General features: G+C 44.3%; 16 protein-coding genes. 6 read left to right on the top strand and 10 right to left on the bottom strand.

The window, feature by feature from the left end; genetic code table 11:
- Positions 1-35 precede the first annotated feature (35 nt).
- The 6 genes from DQN70_RS06705 to DQN70_RS06680 all read left to right on the top strand — a co-directional run bounded on the left by DQN70_RS06705 (position 36) and on the right by DQN70_RS06680 (position 5,347).
- Positions 36-383, top strand: coding sequence for a hypothetical protein (locus DQN70_RS06705; protein WP_042225640.1), 348 nt, complete (start codon positions 36-38; stop codon positions 381-383).
- Positions 384-1,186: 803 nt separating this feature from the next.
- Complete coding sequence (locus DQN70_RS06700; RefSeq protein ID WP_023936747.1) at positions 1,187-2,176, top strand: HU domain-containing protein; 990 nt, start codon at positions 1,187-1,189, stop codon at positions 2,174-2,176.
- Between the two features lie 6 nt (positions 2,177-2,182).
- The gene (gene folP / locus DQN70_RS06695) at positions 2,183-3,034 is read left to right on the top strand and encodes a dihydropteroate synthase (protein WP_023939448.1); all 852 of its coding nucleotides are present in this window, start codon (positions 2,183-2,185) and stop codon (positions 3,032-3,034) included.
- Positions 3,035-3,045: 11 nt separating this feature from the next.
- Positions 3,046-3,813 carry a diadenylate cyclase CdaA gene (gene cdaA, locus DQN70_RS06690; protein WP_023936749.1) on the top strand — a complete coding sequence of 256 codons (768 nt, stop codon included), beginning with the start codon at positions 3,046-3,048 and terminating at the stop codon, positions 3,811-3,813.
- A gap of 15 nt (positions 3,814-3,828) precedes the next feature.
- Positions 3,829-4,713 carry a decaprenyl-phosphate phosphoribosyltransferase gene (locus tag DQN70_RS06685; protein WP_023939449.1) on the top strand — a complete coding sequence of 295 codons (885 nt, stop codon included), beginning with the start codon at positions 3,829-3,831 and terminating at the stop codon, positions 4,711-4,713.
- Positions 4,703-5,347: an HAD-IB family hydrolase gene (locus tag DQN70_RS06680; RefSeq protein WP_023936751.1), complete on the top strand. Its 645-nt coding sequence runs from the start codon at positions 4,703-4,705 to the stop codon at positions 5,345-5,347. The genes DQN70_RS06685 and DQN70_RS06680 overlap by 11 nt, the downstream gene beginning before the upstream one ends.
- Before the next feature lie 122 nt (positions 5,348-5,469).
- Here the strand turns inward: DQN70_RS06680 and DQN70_RS06675 are convergent, their stop codons facing one another.
- The 10 genes from DQN70_RS06675 to DQN70_RS06630 form a co-directional block, all read right to left on the bottom strand.
- Positions 5,470-6,246, bottom strand: coding sequence for an enoyl-CoA hydratase-related protein (locus tag DQN70_RS06675; RefSeq protein WP_036889539.1), 777 nt, complete (start codon positions 6,244-6,246; stop codon positions 5,470-5,472).
- A 21-nt stretch (positions 6,247-6,267) separates the two neighbouring features.
- Positions 6,268-7,281 carry an electron transfer flavoprotein subunit alpha/FixB family protein gene (locus DQN70_RS06670; protein ID WP_036888909.1) on the bottom strand — a complete coding sequence of 338 codons (1,014 nt, stop codon included), beginning with the start codon at positions 7,279-7,281 and terminating at the stop codon, positions 6,268-6,270.
- 17 nt (positions 7,282-7,298) lie between these two features.
- Positions 7,299-8,087, bottom strand: coding sequence for an electron transfer flavoprotein subunit beta/FixA family protein (locus tag DQN70_RS06665; protein WP_023936755.1), 789 nt, complete (start codon positions 8,085-8,087; stop codon positions 7,299-7,301).
- Between the two features lie 12 nt (positions 8,088-8,099).
- The gene (locus DQN70_RS06660) at positions 8,100-9,239 is read right to left on the bottom strand and encodes an acyl-CoA dehydrogenase (protein ID WP_023936757.1); all 1,140 of its coding nucleotides are present in this window, start codon (positions 9,237-9,239) and stop codon (positions 8,100-8,102) included.
- Positions 9,240-9,273: 34 nt separating this feature from the next.
- Positions 9,274-9,936, bottom strand: coding sequence for a 3-oxoacid CoA-transferase subunit B (locus DQN70_RS06655; RefSeq protein ID WP_023936758.1), 663 nt, complete (start codon positions 9,934-9,936; stop codon positions 9,274-9,276).
- 52 nt (positions 9,937-9,988) lie between these two features.
- Positions 9,989-10,789, bottom strand: coding sequence for a lysine 5,6-aminomutase subunit beta (gene kamE / locus DQN70_RS06650; RefSeq protein ID WP_023936760.1), 801 nt, complete (start codon positions 10,787-10,789; stop codon positions 9,989-9,991).
- Positions 10,786-12,357 carry a lysine 5,6-aminomutase subunit alpha gene (gene kamD / locus DQN70_RS06645; RefSeq protein WP_023939455.1) on the bottom strand — a complete coding sequence of 524 codons (1,572 nt, stop codon included), beginning with the start codon at positions 12,355-12,357 and terminating at the stop codon, positions 10,786-10,788. The genes kamE and kamD overlap by 4 nt, the downstream gene beginning before the upstream one ends.
- Before the next feature lie 3 nt (positions 12,358-12,360).
- Positions 12,361-13,746 carry a lysine 5,6-aminomutase reactivase ATPase KamC gene (kamC, locus tag DQN70_RS06640; protein ID WP_023936764.1) on the bottom strand — a complete coding sequence of 462 codons (1,386 nt, stop codon included), beginning with the start codon at positions 13,744-13,746 and terminating at the stop codon, positions 12,361-12,363.
- Complete coding sequence (kamB, locus tag DQN70_RS06635) at positions 13,743-14,753, bottom strand: lysine 5,6-aminomutase reactivase subunit KamB (RefSeq protein ID WP_023939456.1); 1,011 nt, start codon at positions 14,751-14,753, stop codon at positions 13,743-13,745. The genes kamC and kamB overlap by 4 nt, the downstream gene beginning before the upstream one ends.
- A 317-nt stretch (positions 14,754-15,070) precedes the next feature.
- Positions 15,071-15,691, bottom strand: a complete 621-nt coding sequence (locus DQN70_RS06630) for a hypothetical protein (RefSeq protein WP_078801674.1) — start codon at positions 15,689-15,691, stop codon at positions 15,071-15,073.
- Between the last annotated feature and the right edge of the window lie 498 nt (positions 15,692-16,189).

Below are 16,189 nucleotides of genomic sequence, written 5' to 3'. Positions count from 1 at the left end.
TATTGACAAACAAAACTTGCTCGGAACGTAAGTCTATGAAACCGGAAACGACAAATATCCTACTCCTCGTCACTTGTCTCATCTACACAGTCTTGATCATTGCAGGAGCTTTGATCACTCACATGGAAGATGGGTTGAACCATTACGGATTTGTTCTTCTAATGCTACCCACCTGCATCATTACATGGCTAATATATGTACCCTATAAAGCACCCCAAATAATAGGAGTTGTACTTGCCCTGATGGCTGTATTAGGATTGAGGTCTTGCCTAAACTACGAGTTTCCCAGAGTATGGGAAAAGGGAGACTTCTATTTTATATCATTGATGATCCTTCTCCTTTGGACTGTTGTAGCAAGGGTCCTCCTTTGGATTCAAAAATGACAAAAAGCTAACCGACAACAACATATAGGAGAGGTCGATCATTTTTCTCCTCTCTATCTTCCCCAAGGGAAGGAGACATGAACTCTCTCCTCTCCTAAGAAAGATGTGCACATAGTCCTCAATAGGATTCATACCAATCTCTCAACCTCTGCCCCACCCTCTTCTAAACCTGGTGTGTTTTGTAAAATTTTAGTCGCATAAAAATTAGGGAAACGGAGGGGAAAGGACTTGTTGTCAATGAGAAAATCAGACCCTTTTTATCGGCTTTGTATAGGTCTTTCAGAATGCCCTATTCATCGGCGTTCTGAAGAGGTCGAATTTCTCTCCTGAGAGAAATTTTGCTAACACAGGAGAAAAAAATAATTTCCTCAGGAGAGAATTTTCGTTCTCTCCCGTGTTAGCAAAAAACGACTCCCCTCAGCATAAAAAAGGCGAGAGAAAATCCTACTAAAATCTTACAACTTGGGCATAAAAATGCAGCTAAAAAAGATACTTAACAATACAGAAATAAACAAAAGATTGTATATAAGGATCCAGAAGAAGTGTTTCAAAGGCTCGGTAGAGCTTGTGCAACAGTCTCTCTCTCCGCATGGCAATGGCTGCTGTGTACTAATGGAAGTACATCAAGGTTCCGAGTGAGATTGTATTTATGCACTTAACATCGATCTCTCTGGTGTTTAGTAAACCATAGCACTCAAATAACTGGACAATTTCAAGAAGTATATAGAGCAAAAAAGTTACCTTTGTCTTCGTACAAAGTTTGGTATCAAGTAAGCTGACCAAACGCATCACAAATAAAAACCATGTCTCACCTCAGATTATCAGAACACATCAATAAGTGCCTCTCTCAGCATGCCTGTGTTGCTATACCAGAGATAGGAGGCTTTGTATTGGAAACAATACCTGCCAGATACGATGAGCAAGAGAATCGGGCTTACCCTCCCGGACAGGAATTACACTTCAATGCAGCCATACGACATCGAGACGGATTGCTTGAGACTCTTTATGCAACGACTTTTGGTGTTTCTCTCAGACGGGCACGTATGATGTTGGACGAGGATGTCAAAGCCCTGCGTTCGGAACTGGTAAGCAAACGAAGTACAGAAATCAACAGCATCGGAAAATTGAGCTTGAGTGATGAAGGTTTGGTAAGCTTCTCCTCTGATATGTCCGAGAAACGGCAGCACCCTGATGCCTACGGCTTATTCCCGGCATCTCTTCCTCTGCTACAGACTTCTATCTCCTCCTTATCCCCAGCACCAAACAAGTCGGAGAAGTACTATTACCTCCCCATACATCGTAATGTGCCGGGTATTGCAGCCGCTGTGCTTCTCTTTACAGCTCTACTTTTTCTTCCCATTCGCACTACTTCTTCCAGACAGAACTGTGAAGCCGGATTCATACCGACAGAACTGGTGGCTGGTAAAGTTTGGAGTCAATACGATAAGCAATCAGGCAACAGTCAGGCAACAGAAACAGAACCGGAAGAGCCAACAACAAAGATGCCGGAGGTCGAAGATTTTGCTCGCGTAGCAGAACTCCCGATGGTGGAGAAAGAGCATATCACAGGGCCAGCCTACTTTGTCGTTATAGGAAGTTTCCGTACAGAAGAGCAAGTAAGGGAGTTTGTTTCTGGCCGGAAAGAAAAGTTCTCCAAACAATCCGGTGTAATCAAGGACAAACGCTGGTATCGAGTTTATTCCGAAATGTTCTCGTCTTCCGGAGACGCCTATACAGCTTCAACAAGGGCCAAAGGTGAAGCCTGGGTGTTTGAGGTGAAAGAAAAGAAATAAAGATCCATGCAGCATCTTACAATCAATCTTCGAGGGCAGCTGGTAGATTTGTCTCATCCTCGAGTGATGGGGATCATAAATGTTACCCCGGACTCTTTTTACACCGGCAGTCGTATCAAAGGAGAAGAGGCAATCCGAAAGAGAATAGAAGAGATTGTATCTGAAGGAGGAAGTTTCATTGATGTTGGCGGATACAGCTCCAGATCGGATGCCCCGGAAGTGTCTCCTCAAGATGAAATCAATCGTCTCAAACCTACACTCAAAATACTACGAGACGAATACCCGTCTTTGCTAGTTTCGGTCGATACTTTCCGGGCGGATATCGCCCGAATGTGTGTAGAGGAGTATGGTGCACACATGATCAACGACATATCTGGGGGAGACCTAGATCCAAAAATGTATAGCACTGTGGCCGAGTTGGGAGTGCCCTACATTTTGATGCATATGAAAGGTACACCGAAGACAATGCAGCAGCTCTGTCAATATCGGGATATTGCATTGGAAGTACTTGATTATTTCGTGGAACGAGTAGGCAAACTTCGAGAGTTAGACGTGAAAGACATCATACTTGATCCCGGCTACGGTTTTGCCAAAACATTGGAGCAAAATTACGAGCTGATGTCCCGACAGCGAGAAGTTTGTGACCCTTTGGAGCTGCCAGTACTGGTGGGTATTTCTCGCAAAAGTATGATCTATCGACTATTGGGCTGCACAGCTGATGACTCCCTTAATGGGACGAGTATTCTTAATACTTATGCACTATTGCAGGGGGCACATATCTTGCGTGTACATGACGTGCGGCAAGCTGTAGAAGCAGTGCGTATTGTGTCTCAATTACAAAAAGCAACCACCACCTAAAAACTGGAGCTATGTGGCTGTCATTCTCTTTCAAAGACTTTGTAGACATACTCTTAGTAGCCCTTTTTATCTACTATACCTACTATATACTCCGAAATTCTGGCAGTAAAGCCCTGTTTTTGGGGATTATCTTCTTTATCATCTTGTGGATCTTCATCTCTCAGATGCTTCAGATGAGAGTCATGGGAGCTATACTTGACAAGTTTATCAATGTAGGATTCTTTGTTCTGGTTATCATTTTCCAAGATGAGATACGCAAATTCCTTGCGACATTAGGCTCAACCAAGAAATGGAGAATATTCAATCACTTTTTTTACAGAGATCGCAGGGTCAAGAAACAAGAAGAACGCAAATGGGTTGCCCCCGTGGTATTGGCGTGTATGAATATGTCACGCAAAAAGACTGGAGCTCTCATTGCCATACAGCAAGGGATGGATCTCACCCCATACGAACATACGGGTGAGCGGTTTCGATCTGAGATTACAGCCCGGCTGATCGAAAATATATTCTTCAAAAATAGTCCTCTGCACGATGGAGCTATGATCATTGCCGACAATGAGATAAAGGCCGCCGGCTGTATCTTACCGGTTTCTTCAACCACGGACTTAAACAAAGATCTGGGGTTACGGCACAGAGCCGCACTCGGATTATCTCAAGAAACAGATGCCAAGGTGATCATAATAAGTGAGGAAAGAGGGAAAATTTCAATTGCATTTAGAGGAGAGGTGAAAGTGGATATTTCCAGTGAGGAACTTCAGGAACTGCTAATGAGCGATTAGCCGGAGAAAACTTTCATGAAAGACTCAATCAAATTGATAAGGCCTCAGCAGTGGATAAAGAACCTTTTCGTCTTGCTGCCAGCTTTTTTTGGTCATGAAATTCTTTTTCCAAAAGTTTGGGGAAGATTGGGTATCCTTTTCTTTGCCTTTTCTTTTGCCTCCAGTGCCATCTATGTCTTTAATGATATCTATGACAGGCAATCTGATCGCAACCATCCAAAGAAACGGTATAGGCCCATAGCTTCGGGCAAGGTGTCTTTAGTTCAGGCCTATATATTGTGTGGGGTTTTGCTATTGGGGAGCCTCTCTCTAATGTTGCTTCCTCCTTACGAAGACTCAAGATGGCAAATTGCGACACTGATTGTGGGAAGTTATGTACTGATCAACATAGTTTACTCTCTATGGGGAAAACATTGGCCCGTGTTGGATGCCTTTTTTGTCGCAGCAGGCTTCGTCCTTAGAGTAGAAGCGGGAGGAGCTGCAGCCTATACAGAAGTGTCTCACTGGCTCTTTTTGATGATCTTGTTTCTCTCTCTACTCTTAGCATTTGGTAAAAGACAGGAAGACCTTAAGCTCGCAACGGAGCGAAATGAAACTTCTCGCCCCGTGGTAAAGCACTACTCTCCAGCCTTTCTTCAGTCTATTTTTTCCACAATATCAGCCATCCTGATTGTTCTTTATACGCTCTATTGTTTGGATAATGCAACAATGGAGCAACATAGTCCATACCTATACACTTCTATTCCATTGGTAGCATTGGGATTGATATACTACCTGCGTGCGGTGATTGTGGAAGGCAAGTATTATAACCCCACCGAAATGCTATACAAGGATCGTGGCTTACAAATCATTGTCCTATGTTGGGGATTTCTCTTTTTTCTTCTCTCTTATGTCTTCTGATTCTTTTGATAAAAAGGACTTACGTCCAACATTGGCAATATTTGATTTCGATGGAACTCTTATCCGGAGAGATAGTTTTCTCCTATTTCTAAAGTATGGACTGGGCATTTTCGGAACACTTCGCCACCTGCCCTATTTCTGTTTATGTTTTTTAAGATTCAAACAAGGAGTCTTGTCTGCCAAGCAAGCAAAGGAGCTAATGCTACGTCCCATAATAAAGGGGAAAAGAGCTGAAGAATTGAATCTCCTTTGTGAGCAGTTTGTTATTCAACAATTACATAGAATAGAGAGAAAAGAAGCTATACTTGCTCTCTGCAGACATCAAGAATTGGGGCATCGCATTTGTATCGTTTCTGCCTCTCCTATCGACTGGATCATTCCTTGGGCTAAAACAAAAGGAATAGACCTTGTAATTGGAGCAAAGCTGGAGCAGGCAGGACAGATTGTCACTGGCCGGTTAAATGGCCCTAACTGCAATAAAAAGGAGAAGATACGCTACCTACAGCATTACATCCCAAACTTCGAGACGAGATACCGATGCTATGCATATGGAGATTCAAACGGGGATCAGGATTTGCTCAATATAGTGGACATACCTCAGTACAGGAAGTTTGATATAAATCTCATCTCATAACTCTTATGAGATCATTTTATAGCTCTTTGGCTAAATACAGAAGCCGACTGCCACTCCATTGCTGCGTGACGGTCGGCCGAAGAGGCTCTACACCCCAAATTTGGGAGATACTTACTCCTTGGTTATTCAAAATTGGGCTTTCGCTTTTCCAAGAAAGCCGTCATACCTTCTTTCTGATCAGGATGAGCAAAAGTGTGGGCAAAGAGATTTTGTTCTATCGTGATAGCGGTATCAATATCTGTCTGCCCCCCCTTGTTGATCGCCTCCTTAGCTGCCATTATGGCCGATCTGCTTTTAGACGCAATCTTCTCAGCCATTTGTCGGGCTGCATCAAGGAGTTCTTCGGGAGCTACAACCTTATTCACCAAACCTATACTGAGGGCTTCTTCAGCATCAATCACATCGGCTGTATAGATCAACTCTTTTGCCTTTGGTTCGCCTATCAGACGAGACATTCTTTGCGTTCCGCTAAAGCCGGGAGGAATTCCTAATCCAACTTCAGGCTGTCCAAATTTTGCTTTATTGGAGGCAATTCGTATATCGCAAGCCATGGCGAGTTCACATCCTCCTCCTAAAGCAAATCCATTGATTGCCGCAATCACTGGAAATGGGAGCATCTCTATCCGTCTGAAAACTCCAGATCCGTTGATAGCATAGGCCTTGGCTTGCATGGGAGTCATCTGACTCATTTCCTTTATATCTGCGCCGGCAACAAAAGCCCTGCCACTGCCTGTAATAACGAGAACATGCACAGAGCTATCGATCTCCAATTCAGCCACAACTTGTCTCAACTCCCCGAGTAAGTCGGAGGAAAGCGCATTGAGCGTTTCCGGATGATTGATAGAGAGGAAGACTATGCCTCCCTCTCTATTCAATATAAGATGTTGATAATCTGCCATAAAAACAGAATAAACAGTTCCTTAAGCCTTTGTTTTTGCCTGTTCTGCTTGCAATTTGGCTGTGAGAACAGGAATAATCTTGTGCAAATCTCCTACAATACCCAAGTCTGAGACTTGGAATATCGGAGCGAACTTATCTTTGTTGATTGCAATGATATACTCAGACTCTTCCATGCCAGCCAAATGCTGGATAGCTCCAGAAATACCACAAGCCAAATAGAGGTCAGGGCGAACCGTCTTACCTGTCTGACCCACTTGTCTATCATGAGGGATCAAACCTGCGTCAACCATGGCTCTTGAAGAAGACACCTCAGCATTCAAGCACAAAGACAATGCCTCAAGCTTTTCGAAGCCATCTGTCGTACCAACTCCACGACCACCACTGACAAGTACATGTGCTTCGGTGATATCGATCTTGTTCTTGTCTTCGATAACCTTCTTGATCAACTTTACCTTGAACTTAGATTCATCGAAAGGTACAGTAACCTTTACAACTTCACCGGAACGGCTATAGTCGCGTTCTTTTTGACGCATCACACCGGGGCGTACTGTGGACATCTGAGGACGATGTTCCTTACTTACAATTGTGGCCATCAAATTGCCACCAAAAGCAGGACGAGTCATTAACAAGCCACGATCTTCACCGACCTCCAGCGAAGTGCAGTCTGCAGTGAGACCGCAAAGCAAGCGAGCCGAAAGACGAGGCCCCAAGTCGCGGCCGATAGTCGTTGCACCAACAAGTACGATCTCAGGCTTATTCTCGGTGATCAAGTGAGCAATAGCTTGTGCATAGGGCTCTGTGATATAATCCTTTAGGCAGGGTTCATCCACAACCAATACTCTATCGGCACCAGCTGCGATGAGTTCTTTTTCCAACCCTTCAAGTCCATGCCCGAGCAAAAGAGCCGTTACTTTTTCATTTATGCTATCAGCGAGCTCTCTAGCCTTACCGATAAGCTCGAAAGCCACGTTTTGAACTACGCCGGCACGCTGCTCGGCGAAGACCATTATTCCTTTATAGTCAGCTTTGTTTATCATATTGGTAAGAGCTATTAGATGATGAATTTCTCTTTAAGTTTTTGGAGTATAAGTTCTGCAGCCTCTTCAGGTGTAAGTTCTTCATGCAAAGTACCCATCGCTTTAGCTCCCTTGGTGAAAGCCTTCTTCACACTGGTAGGAGAACCTTTCAGGCCCAAACGCTCAGGATCCACCTGAATAGAATTGCTATCCCAAACTTCTACATCCTTCTCATAGGCCTCCATGATGCCACGCATTCTCATGTAACGAGGCTGGTTTGCAGTCGCCAAAAGAGTAAGCATACAAGGCATATCTACACTGAGGATCTCATGCCCCTCTTCTGTACTCTTGCGCACAGTAAGGGTTTTGCAGCCATCATATTCAGCTTCTTCTACATAGGTAATTTGTGGCAAATCGAGTTGTTCGGCGATTTGGGGACCAACCTGAGCCGTATCTCCATCTATAGCCTGACGACCAGCCAGGATAATATCATAGTCGATATTACGGATAGCTTGCGTGATAGTATAACTTGTGGCCAAAGTGTCTGCACCTCCAAATTTACGGTCACTCAGCAAGATGGCTCGGTCTACGCCCATTGCGTAAGCTTCACGCAATACTGCCTCAGCCTGAGGAGGTCCCATGGTAATTACTGTGACATGAGCTGCAAACTTGTCTTTCAGACGCAGGGCCTGTTCCAGGGCTCCCTTGTCATCAGGGTTCATAATACTGGGTACACCCTCGCGAATAAGCGTTCCCTTCACCGGATCGAGTTTAATCTCTGTGGTATCGGGAACTTGCTTTATACATACTACAATCTTGAGCATATTGTGTGGCTTTTACTTTAAAAGGTTAGCACTAATTACCATACGCTGAACTTCGCTGGTACCTTCGTATATCTCTGTAATCTTGGCATCTCGCATCATACGCTCTACTGGATATTCGCGAGTATAGCCATAACCTCCATGGAATTGCACGGCTTTCGTAGTCATCTCCATAGCAGTCTCTGCACAGAAAAGCTTTGCCATGGCAGCATCTACGCTATAGGGAAGCTTTTGATCTTTCTTCCAAGAAGCCTGACGCACCAACAAACGAGCAGCTTGGATACGAGTTTCGAGGTCTGCCAATTGGAACTGTGTATTCTGAAACTTAGCAATTGACTTGCCGAACTGCTTGCGTTCCTTAGTGTATTTCACAGTTTCATCCATAGCTCCCTGTGCAATACCCAAAGCTTGAGATGCGATCCCTACACGACCTCCATCAAGGGTCTTCATGGCAATCTTGAATCCACCTCCAACTTTACCCAAAAGATTCTCTTTGGGTACAATACAGTTTTCCATGATCAACTCGCAGGTAGCAGATCCACGGATACCTAGTTTGAGTTCTTTTTTACCCACGCTGAAGCCTGGCATATCCTTTTCTACAATAAAGGCAGTGATCCCCTTGGTACCCTGGCTCTTATCTGTCATAGCAAAGATGATATACACATGAGCATATTCGGCATTGGTGATAAAGATCTTGTTGCCGTTAAGCACATAATGATCACCTTCCTCTACTGCGAAAGTTTGCTGAGCAGCAGCATCCGTTCCAGCATTGGGCTCAGTAAGGCCAAAGGCTCCAATCCATTCTCCCGAGCACAACTTAGGCAGGTATTTCATCTTCTGCTCTTCAGTACCATGCTCAAAGATAGGCGCACAGCAAAGAGAGGTATGAGCAGATACTACAACACCCGTTGTAGCACATACACGGCTCAACTCTTCTACACACATGGAGTAGATTTGGTTGGTCGCGCCAGCCCCTCCGTACTCTTTTGGGAAAGGGATACCCATAAGGCCTATTTCGGCCATTTTCTTTACAGTTTCAATTGGGAAGCGTTCTTGTTCATCAATCTCTGCAGCCAGAGGCTTCACTTCTTTCTCAGCGAAAGCTCTGATCATCTCGAGGAACAGCTTCTCTTGTGGTGTTTGAGAGAATTCCATATGTTATTGATAAAATGTGGTTTGAATAACAGTATTACTGACGCATGGGTTTGAGATCGGGGGCAAAGATAAGATTTGCTTCGGTAGCTGCAATCACATCCTCACGAGTAAATTCGGGATGAAGCTCTGTTACCACCAAGCCTTCTCCTTTACGCACCTCTATTACACACATTTCTGTGACGATCATATTTACTTGTCCGGCAGCCGTAAGGGGCAACGAACACTCTTTCATAATCTTGGGGTTCCCTTTGGCTGTGTGCTCCATAGCAAGGATTACTTTGCGTGTTCCCATCAACAAGTCCATGGCACCCCCCATGCCCGGGGCCATTTTTCCAGGGATTAGCCAGTTGGCCAAATCTCCTTTCTCGTCTACTTGCAAGGCCCCGAGGACACTCACATCTACGTGTCCTCCTCGGATGATAGCAAAACTCTGGGCACTATCGAAAGTTGCAGCTCTTTCGTTAGCTGTAATAGCCCCCCCTCCTGCGTTGACCCAATTGTCATCTTCCTCCCCCTCTTTGGGAGCAGGCCCCATACCAATCATACCATTCTCAGACTGCAACATTACCTGCACACCTGGTTCAAGGTAAGCAGGGACCATGGTCGGCAGACCGATACCAAGGTTTACGACATCACCGTCTTTGAGCTCAAGAGCCACGCGTCTGGCAATGACTTCTCTTATTTGATTTTTTTCCATAGTCCTGGTGATTTTATAATTATTTCGTTCGTATTACTCATAATCAAGAGGGTCAGTCCTCTGTTCTGGCATTAAGTCTTCGGTCTACTTCCTGTGCAATGAAAGAAGCGACATCATCAGCATAAGTATTCGCTCCAAAACCGGCATCATAACCTAACTCTTTGGCCAACTCATAGCTAATACGAGGACCTCCACAAGCGATAATCATTTTATCTCGAAGGCCTTCAGCTTCCACCATTTCTATCAACTCTGTGAGATTCTTGATGTGGATATCCTTTTGAGTGACAGTTTGTGATACCAACAAGGCATCAGCATTCAGTTCCAATCCTTTGGCAATGAACTCATCATTCGGCACTTGGCTTCCCAAGTTATATGCCTCTATCATTTCATACCGCTCCAGACCATAGCGACCGGCAAACCCCTTCATGTTCATGATCGCATCGATCCCTACTGTGTGGGCATCTGTACCGGTACTGGCCCCAACAACAACCAATGGACGACCTATGTGCTCCCGGATAAATTGATCCGTTTCATCCATACTCCATTTAGTAGATTCCACCTTGGGAACATAGATAGAACTATAGTCCACGGTGTGCTGACAACTGCCATAACAATTAAAGAATGTAAACCCTTTGGTGAGCTCATGGTAATACACTACCTGAGGATTCTCTAGTCCCATCTTGCGTAGTAATTGCTTAGCCGCTTCTATGGCTTCTTCTCCTTCGGGTACAGGGAGGGTAAAACTAAGCTGTACCTTACCGTCATTCATAGTGTCGCCATAAGGCTTCACCTTGGTTAGATCCAGTGTCTGGTCGTAATCTTTTTTCTCGGTAGAATAGAGTCCTTCACTCATAGCTTGCCCTCCATATTAAAGGTCTTCATCAATTCTATTACAGGATTGTAGTGATGTGCACCTTTGATAGATACACCACTGAGTCCCTTTCCTCCGTCTTTTGGACGCTTAACATCACCGAAGATTCCCAGCTCCAAAGCAGTAAAGAGACCTTCCTCCCTGATTTGTTCAAGAAGTTCAATAGTCTTATCCAAAACTTCTCTGGCACGACTCTGTATGATACCATCTTCCTTAAAATAGACTTCTTCTCCAATATCGTGCATATTGTTGAAGATATATTGTGCATTCTCGATAGAGAGATAACGGTCACTCATGAAAGGAGTGTGAATAGCTTCGGTAGGCATCCCCAAGAGCTGCAATCCTTGGTGTGACCATATACCAATAATATTGAACAGGGCATCCTGTATATGTCCACGGAATATATTACCTGTCATAAACTTGGTGGGTGGCATATACTTCAGTGGAGCTTTAGGGAATATCTCACGAGTCATAATTGCTTGAGCAAGTTCGTATAGGAAGCCATTCTTGAGAGTAGGATCCATTTCGAAAGCATGTCCAAGGCCCATTTGCTCTTCTGGTAAACCGGCAGCCAAAGCAAATTGCTCATTGATCAGGTCGGAAGCCAATACCGTGTGAGCTTGTTCCACAGCATCAGCTGTAGTTAGATAATTATCCTCTCCGGTATTGATGATAACGCCGGCAAAACCGTTAATAACACGACTCATGTATTGGTCTACGAGCGTGCGCTGCATATTGATATCTCGGAAAAGAATCCCGTACAGAGCATCATTGAGCATTACATCAAGGCCTTCTAAAGCTCCCATCACAGCAATTTCTGGCATACAAAGCCCTGAGCAATAATTACAGAGCCGGATGTAACGACCAACCTCTTCGCCTACTTCATCAAGAGCTTTTCGCATAATACGGAAATTCTCCTGTGTGGCGAACGTACCACCAAACCCCTCGGTTGTCGCCCCATAGGGAACATAGTCGAGCAAACTCTGCCCCGTGGTGCGGATCACAGCTATAATATCTGCCCCTTGACGTGCTCCGGCTTGAGCCTGTATAACGTCTTCATAAATATTACCTGTGGCAACAATGATATACAAGTAAGGTTTGGATCCTTCGCCAATGGTATTGATATAATCCTCACGTCGCTTGCGGTTGGCGGCTATTCTGTCCATTCCGGCCTTGATGAAAGGAGCCAGTACATCCGCTACCTCCTGACGAGATCTGAATTCAAAGCTTGTCAGATCTAAATCTTCCTTTGCTACAGCTTCAGCCAGTTCTTGAGGAGTCTTCCCTGTGGTCAACATGGCATTAGCTAAAAAGAACAGAGCACCATGCTCTAGCACACCCTTCTCATTCAGACTGTCTACCACACGATTAGGAAGAGGCACCTGATTTTCATCCACATTATCTATGCCTACCAAACGGCAAAGCGTGCGCTCCACGGCTACGGTGGTATATCGGTCTACAAAGCTCTGCACATCATTGGCTATTTCTCCAGCCACATTCCGTGCATGATCTACTTTGTTGTAGTCAATACCTACTTTACTTGTTCTCATTCTTTATCTCTTGATATACTTTATACTTCTGTCAATTAGATCGGGGTATACTCCCAGGATTTGAGCGATACGAATGGCCTCATGAGGAACATCCGATGTATCGGTCTCTTCCAAGCTGTAATCGATGCAACTATTCAGTTCATTGACATGGAGAGGCAATTTTACCTTTTCTTCGACAAACCCTTTCACTCTAAGTCTGCGACAGGGAACATCAACAGAACTGTAGTGAGTCGTCACAACTGCTATAGTCTGCGAATAAGCTGTTAGTAGTTCCACCAAACCGCTTACAATCGCCTGTCCTTCTGTCGGGTTAGTGGTACGTGCCGGCTCATCTATCAGAGCTAATACACTCTCTCCTCCAGCCACCAAATGGCAAATCTCAGAAAGTCTGACCATCTCAGCTCCATAGGAAGACAATCCTTCTGTTTCATCCTGGGCATCTCCAATACATAGCATTACCTCTTTTACAGGATAGATATCGGCATCAGAAGCCGGCAAAAAGAACCCATATTGAGACATTAATTGAGCGACAGCAAGAGACCGAAGAAGGACGGATTTACCAGCCATATTAGCCCCGGTAACTAAAGCTACACCGGGGGACAATGTTATGCTTACCGGTTGAAATTTCTGCCCGCGTGTCTTTAGGATAGCTTCTACTTGAGGATGCCTTAGATTGCTATAAGATATACGGCCTTCAGTGTTTATACGAGGTCTTACATAAGACTGCGTCAGAGCTAATTTAGCCTTGGCAATGAGTAAATCGTAATAGCCCAACAAGTCAAGAGCCTCTTTCAAGGCAGGCCCCATAGGCTGGAGCATACGGCTCAACCTACGTCTGACTTTATCCTCTACCTGAGAAATCTGTATCCAAAGAGCTTCTTTTTCATCTCCTTCAGGGATATTACGGTACTGCTTACGTAACTCGGATAATTCTATGCTATAGCTGTCGTATACCATAAAAGTGGGAATACGCTTCCCTTCGGGGTCAAGTATCTTGACTGTTTCATCCAAATTCGGTAAGAGAGGCAGCTCATGAGGTAATTGAGTTTGGATCTCAGCTACAGAAGTAGAGATGAGGGCCAAGTTTTTTATCTCAAAAAGATCTATATCCGTGAGCATCGCTCCACTATATACGGCAGTAACTGAGCCTTCCACATCACGCAACTGCATCAAGCGTAGAGCAATCTCGGAAATAGCCTTGAGCAACTCTTTGTTTTTCATACAGTCAAGTACCAGCTCCAAACGGTTTAGGCTCTGCTCTATTTCCGTGGCAGATGTCATCATGGGTAAGTCGAGCATACAACGCCTGCCGGCTGGAGACAAAAGCTCCAGCTCTTCGGTTAAATAGCGTATACCCTTTACTGTTTTGATATGATCTCGTAACCTCATCCCATTTGCTTTACATCATACACCGGTATTTTCAACGCAGCCTGCATTTCCTCCCTTAATCGGGTTGAATCCAAGAGGTAGCCGTCCGGAGATTGCGGATTGACAGTAAGAGCGATAAGCTTTGTAGCAAACAAAACCCGAAGCTCTGCTCCCGAGCGCAGAAACAAATCCACAGCAGTAGGCTTGGCGAAGATACGAGTAAAGTCGCGAACTATCAGTCTACATCCGGCTGCATCCACCCTGAGCTGTTCGAGTAACTTGTCGTTTACAGCCCCAGCGGCATAGATGGTACTGTACTGTTGCAAAATCGGTAGTTTGTCTCTCGGTATTTGTAGGGCTGTTCGTATCCCCAAGTCATGTACATAGCCGTCTTTGTCAATTCCAAACAATCCCTTTTCAAGGGGTAACAGACGTTCTACCAGATGAGGGTTTCCCGTATCACAAAGACATATTAGGCTATACAAGGCAGCTGTTTGGCGTACCAACTCTCCTATATTCTTGGATACAGCTGCTCCTGTGGCCAATATCATAGCTTCCGAAACTGTTGGGGAAGCAAGACTCAGCCGAGAAAGAGCCCCATCTATAATGGTAAGGTCTATCCCCAAGCGAGAAGTATGGTTGATAAGTCTGCGAAGTCCAATTGTGGAAGAGGGGCCAGATATGAGCAATTTGCCTCTGTTTATCACCTTGGCAGTAATGAGTCTTCCCAAAGCTGTACGCTCATTACTCACGTCGAGTATCTCGGATGTGAGCCGTCGCTCCAAATAGTGTTTCTCTGAAGTGACAAAGTACATTCCGGCTGGCAAACTGATTTCGGGCTTATCGGTTTCTGTTACTTGATCGCGTTTTTCTCCATCTATCCCTATTGAACTTAAGCAGACAGAGAGGTCATAGCTGTTCTCCAAGCGTCCAAGCACATAATTCAGACACTCCGTTTTGCCGGCATTCTTGGACATCCCAACAATAGACACTGAACGATACTTGACCAACTCGTTTACAAACGGCATCTTTACCCACTTATATTTTTCGCACCAAAGGAGCCTCACCCACAAACCCAAACACTGGGCAAAAGCCACGCAAAGGTAAGACTTATAAGAACCTTAAACAAATCTTCCAGTCGACATGTTGAGCTGCCCAAAAGCGTGACTTCTTCTCTTGAAAAATCATTTTCCAAGAGAGAGAAATAGCTAAGCCTCAAAGGCCTCGCTTCCCGAGAAGAAAGGGATAAATAAAAGAATCGGGCGAAAAAGATTTACTTCCGTCCGATTTTTTAATTATGATGGGCCTATTGCATCAGGGATGATGTCACGACAATGCCTATTCTTTACAGAACAACTCCTAATGCTAACTGAGGAATTCCTATCCTATTAAAGAGGGTATTTGTATTTGAGGTGGCTCCCATTTCAAACACTCTCACACCTAACGTATAACCCAATCCGAGATAGAAATGGCCAATGTATCGACGTATTTCCGCATTGAGATTGGCTCCAAAAGCATGTTGATCTTTATTGAATGACTGGTAGGCTCCAGACAACGCCCCTTTACTGTTACCTCTGGAGAGGTAGGTATATCCCAAAGAAAGCGAAGCGTTGGCTCCCCATCCATGGAGTAATTCAGAACGCTTACAGAATGAAATAACCGGCCCTACGAATAATTGATTGAGCTCGTGTTGTTTTGGTGTTAGGGCTGGGAACTGATCCTGCAAAGTCATTGACAAAAAAGACACCTCCACTCCGATTTTCAAGTTGCTGTGTATCCAAGCATCAGCTGTCATTGAAGTGTTACTTACAAACGGAGTAATCAGTTTGTGGGTCATAGTCATCACGCCGATACCACCTCTGAGGTTAATATCGACATTGTTCTTTTTGGCCTCTTGTGCCCATAAAGAAGAGACCATACCAACAGACACAATCAAGAGGGATAATAGAGTAATTCTTTTTTTCATAATGATTTTCAAAGATAAATTTAGCATTCACGATGTTGTCAAACACTCAAAGAAAAAACAGTCCAAACTTTTTTAGGAATAGATCTGTAATCTTTCTTTTTATATATCATCGGCATTTGTAGAGGCAAAGTTCGAAAAATATGTGGCAAAACAACACAAAAAGAGAAATGCACTACGTAGTAAAATTCTTTATCGAGAATAAAGCATTCACAAGAGGCATTTTCCTGCTGTTGGCAACCAGATAGAAAGAATTTGCCGAATGGAGGTTCAAAAGATACTGAGCTAATTCACAATCGCTCCGTATCCTTTTGTCGATTGCTCAATATCTTTTTTTCGGGAAGCACTTGATGAAGGCATCAAAAGCAATTAAGCTTTCGGGCAAAAGCAACTAAGCTTTCGATCAAAAGCAATTAAGCTTTCAGACAAAAGCAACTAAGCTTTTTTGGGAAAGCTTAGTTGCTTTTTGTGTCAAATCAAATACATTTGCGTTATCGAACA

Origin of the sequence: Porphyromonas crevioricanis (assembly GCF_900476255.1) — a bacterium.
In the GTDB taxonomy this organism is placed as follows: domain Bacteria; phylum Bacteroidota; class Bacteroidia; order Bacteroidales; family Porphyromonadaceae; genus Porphyromonas; species Porphyromonas crevioricanis.
This window is presented reverse-complemented; position numbering and strand designations above follow the sequence as displayed.